Annotated in this window: 4 protein-coding genes; 2 read left to right on the top strand and 2 right to left on the bottom strand. The window is 55.0% G+C overall.

Features of this window, described 5'->3' with window-relative positions; all coding sequences use genetic code 11:
• Both ACF8MI_RS03935 and ACF8MI_RS03940 read right to left on the bottom strand, forming a co-directional pair.
• A partial coding sequence (locus tag ACF8MI_RS03935) for a trypsin-like serine protease (RefSeq protein WP_392517369.1) occupies nt 1-1,049 on the bottom strand: 1,049 nt, incomplete at its 3' end.
• Between the two features lie 132 nt (nt 1,050-1,181).
• Nucleotides 1,182-2,069, bottom strand: a complete 888-nt coding sequence (locus ACF8MI_RS03940; RefSeq protein WP_200929553.1) for a DUF4214 domain-containing protein — start codon at nt 2,067-2,069, stop codon at nt 1,182-1,184.
• Nucleotides 2,070-2,466: 397 nt separating this feature from the next.
• Here ACF8MI_RS03940 and ACF8MI_RS03945 point away from each other — a divergent pair, with 397 nt between their 5' ends.
• Both ACF8MI_RS03945 and ACF8MI_RS03950 read left to right on the top strand, forming a co-directional pair.
• Entirely contained in the window at nt 2,467-3,975 is a 1,509-nt protein-coding gene (locus tag ACF8MI_RS03945; protein WP_392517370.1) for a DUF4214 domain-containing protein, read from the top strand.
• 44 nt (nt 3,976-4,019) lie between these two features.
• On the top strand, nt 4,020-4,443 hold a 424-nt coding region (locus ACF8MI_RS03950), incomplete at its 3' end, for a hypothetical protein (protein ID WP_392517371.1).

The following is a 4,443-nucleotide window of genomic DNA, read 5'->3' on the forward strand; positions in this document are numbered from 1 at the left end:
ACATGGTCTTCACCGGGGTAGAACACCAGAGTGCCGCTGCTGGCCAGGTAGTCTTCACCGCTTTTGGCCGTGCCGTCACGGGGGGCATAGGTGACGCTCAACGGCTGGCTGGGGTTGGGGCGGCCAAAAGGCAGCGATATCCAGAAATAACCCAGGCTCAGGCCGCTGTCGCCCTCAATGATATGGCTTTGTACCTGGTCGGCACGGGTCGGTGCACCGGGCTGGTTGGCGCGCAGGGTCTGGTCGATGACCTGCTGGTAGGCACTGACCCTCTGCCATGCGGCGATCTCGCCATAGCTGCTGTTGATCTGACTATCGATGTCGGGGTGCGTGGTTGAGGTGCTCAGCGAGGTGATGTAGCTGGCGACCCCCGCTACCTTGCCAGCGATGAACGCAGGGCCGCCGCTGTCGCCAGGGGTGATGATGCCTTCATTGCTGCCCAGGCCGGTATTGCTCAGACCCAGCAGGCGGCCCAGGGCATCGTTGGTGCTTCTGCCGTTATCGAAATCGGCCAGCAACTGCGTACCTGCCTGCGGCGCCCAGCTCAGGTCGTTGCCATATACCGTAGTAAGCCTGCCGACATCGCTGTCGAAGGTATTGCTGGCTTTCTGGCGAATCGGTGCGCCACCGTAATTCGTCAACGTCCCCGTGGCACCTGTGCCCGGCAGGCCATAGCCGACCAGCGTCATCGTCTGGCCGACTTCGTCACTGCTGCGGTACAGGTCGTAGCGGTTGGCCGCTGCGGGGGCCTGGTCGGTGAGCCAGACGATTGCCAGGTCGTTGTTGGTGTTCAAGGCGTCATAGGCCGGGTGGATCCACACCTTGCTGCAGGCCAGGGTCTGCGTGCCCGTAGCGGTCTGGAAGGTCACTTGGGCGGAAGTGACGCCGTCCTCGAACAGATGAGCCGCCGTCAGTACCGCGCGCCCGCCGTATAGCAGTGCGCCACTGCCCTGGTAGTTGCCCACGGTGAGCAACACGACGCCGTCGTAGCCTTCGTTGGTCCATGCTCGGTTACGTGTATCGGTGTAGCCGGTGACGCTCGAAACCATGGGTAGATGGCTCTCTAGTAGCAGAAGGAGGATGGCTGTTTATAGCATCGCTTTCGGGGCTCATTGAAGTTGCGAGTTGCGCACTACTCAGCCCATTGCTACTGACACGATGTCACCTTCTTTCCTGTGGCATCACACCAGCCACAGCCCACTATCAAGATCAGCGGCGACGTTATTGATGTTTTCCGCACTTTCAGAGAACGACACCAGCATCTCGCTGGTGGTCATGCCCTTGGCCATGGAGTCTTTCCAATAATTGAAGCCATCGATATCGGCCTGGCGGTGCAGAACATTGAGGTAGAGGTTGTTGATGATCGACGCGGTGTCGTTACCCGGGTTAAGCGCCTTGAATTCGGCACTGTCGACGAAGCCTTTGGCGACCTGCTGCAGGCTGACGCCTCTGTCCAGGTCCGAGATCCAGTACTTGAGCCCGGCCATGTCGGGTTGGCGGTCGAAGGCCGCCTGGTAAAGACGATAGGCCCCGCCGGTGTTCTGCCATTGACCGACATCCAGGGCCATGACGGCGCCGTCATCGCCCAACTGGATGCGCTCGATATTGACCAGGGTGTCGACTTTGTTCCAGATGCCCACGGCGTAGAAGTTACCGTTATTGACCACGGTCAGTTCACTGGCCTGTGCATTGTAATGAACGGTGTCGATACCACTGCCGCCATCGTAATAGTCGTTACCCGGCCAGGCGTAGAAATGATCGTTACCCCATGAACCGGTATAGACATCATCGCCATACAAGTAGGCGGCCGGGTTGCTGTCATTGAGGTGCTGGTTCATGCCGGTGATGGTCGCGAAAGGCTCGCCATTCTTCGAATAGACCAGGCTATCGACCACCGCGTAGCGCACGCTGCCATTGAGTGACGAGCCATACATTTCCGCCGAGTAACTGCCGTAGACAATTTTCACGTAAGTGCTGCTCTGGGCAACCAGAGTGCCAAAATAGCCGGCATTGGTGGCGGTAAGCAGGTCGTTGGCTGTGAAGGGTTTATTGAACGTGACACGAGCCATCCAGGGCGTCCTTTTTCCGAGGTGATGGAGAGGGATCGACGCCTTGCAGGTTTGATGAGTGTTCTGCGGACCAGCGTCGAAAGCAGAGGCTTTGTATCAGAAACGAAAAAACTCTGATACGGGCATTTTCATCGCGTGGGCGTGATGGTGTAAACGAAGTGGAAGCCTGATTTTCGCCACGTACCGGGTGAACGAATACTTTTTTCTGACTGCTTTTTATATTTCTAAAAAGCAGGTATAAATTTCCGACCGATTTCACCCATGTCTTAAGAACGCTGCGTCATGCGCGGGATTTCGTGTGCTCTGGGAAAACGGCCACGCAACACAAACGACATAAAACTATAAGCCAACACATATTCGTGTCTTAAACGCTTCTCATTCAAAAGGAGTTGTATATATGAGCAACCAATCCGATCTGGCCGAACTCTATACCACGTTCTTTGATCGCGCCCCAGATGCCGGCGGTTTGGCCTACTGGGTTGCACAGGTCGAAGGTGGCCAGATCAGTCTGGCCCAAGTAGCTGAAAACTGGCTGACTCAGCAGTCTGAAGGCTTGAGCAAGTTCCCCGCCAGCCAGACCGATGCCCAATTCATCGAAGCCATGTACAACAACCTGCTGGGTCGCGCCCCCGACACGGGTGGTGCCCAGTATTGGCTCGACCAGCTGCAAAATGGCACGATATCGCGTGACTCCTTCGGCTTGACACTGATCAACGGGGCCAAGGCCAACACTTCGACCCAGGGGCAGCAGGATGCCGCGATGGTCAGCAACAAGGCTACCGTGGGCGTGACCTTCGCCGAGAAGGGGCTGAATGAGCTGAGCCTTGCCAGCGCCGTGGTGAAGTCGGTGACCGCCGACGCCAACACGCTTTCTGCCACCCTGGCGATCATTGGCCTGATCCCGTCAGTCACCGGCAACCAGAGCGCTGCTGTGCTGAACTCGGCCACCCAGCTTCTGACCAAGCTGACCACCCTGATCACTAGCGCCCCAGCGGAAGTGGCCGATGCCGCCACCTACCTCAACAGTCTGCTCAGCGGCGCCACCAGCAACACCAACCTGGTGACCCTGCTGACCAATGCCAATAACCTGTTGACCAACGCGGCGACTGACTCGACTGCGCTGGACAATCCGGCGAGCAAGGGCGCTGATGCGGTTGTCGTTGCAACGCCGAGTACCGGCGGCAGCTCAACGCCTACACCGGCTTCACTGACTGTAGAACAGTACCTGAATCAGTTCGGAACCCTGACAGGTACAGTGACTATCAGTGACACCGCTGCCAATATCACCAGCGCCGCGAAGACGCTGGCCGCTAGCAGTAACAAGATCAGCAGCATCAAGGCTTCGGACTCAGGCACAATCTTGCTGAATGCCAAGGAATTCACGGATATCAGCGCCGCCAAGTTGAGTGATGTTGACAACATTACTGTCATCGATACCGCTGAGCTTATTTTCGTACAACTGTCGGCGCTGACAGCTGACATCGGAAAGATTGATCACCTTAACGTTGCTGGTTCAGAGCTTTTGGTATTGACGGCAGCTCAATACACAGCGCTGGGTAGCAAGCTGGCTCTGGCGCCTACTGGTACTATTGAGATCAAAGATGACACAATGACAGCCGCTCAAATCGCTGAGTATGGTGTTGATTTTCGGGTTTCTTCAATCCGCGTTGAAAATCAGGTGTTGAGCAAGCTCCAATATAAAGCCGCTAAAGACAAACTGAATAGCAACGACACAATTATCGTCGTGGACAATACATTGACCGAAAGTGAAGTTCTTACACTGGGGGCGGATGGTAAAGTCGATGATATTGGTGTATCTCCTCTGACAATCTCCGTGGCGACGTTCCAGGCTGCCGGGCTAAGCTGCGCTCGATTGATACGATCAATATCGAAGACAGTGGTGTAAATTTCACTGCCGCCGCTCTGGAATTCATAACTGAAGAAATCAAGGTGGTTGACTCGATAACGGTAAACAGTGGCATTCTTACCTTGAATGTAGAGCAGGCAGGCAATAATGAGTTGATGGCCGCGATGTCATCTTCCAATAAAATCACTGTTCAGGACTCTTCGCTGAATATTAACGAAAATATTTTAAACCTGCTCGAGAACTCTAAGATTACCACCATCGAGGCAACGGATGACGAAGAAATTCGGTTGTCCTTGACTGAGCTAAGCTCCGCCAATCTGGAGAAATTTTCTGACAGCAGCAAGGTTATTTTAATTGATAATGGAAGTTTATTGTCTCCGGCTCTGCATGAATTGGTCAAAGACCAAAATCTAAGCAAGATCGATACAATCACGGCGCGTGATAATTTGCTGACCTTGACTGCGGAAGACGCCGCCGTATTGGGTGAAAAACTCACTGACACCAATG

It is taken from the genome of Pseudomonas sp. yb_9, from assembly GCF_043103635.1.
Classification (GTDB): Bacteria; Pseudomonadota; Gammaproteobacteria; order Pseudomonadales; family Pseudomonadaceae; genus Aquipseudomonas; species Aquipseudomonas monteilii.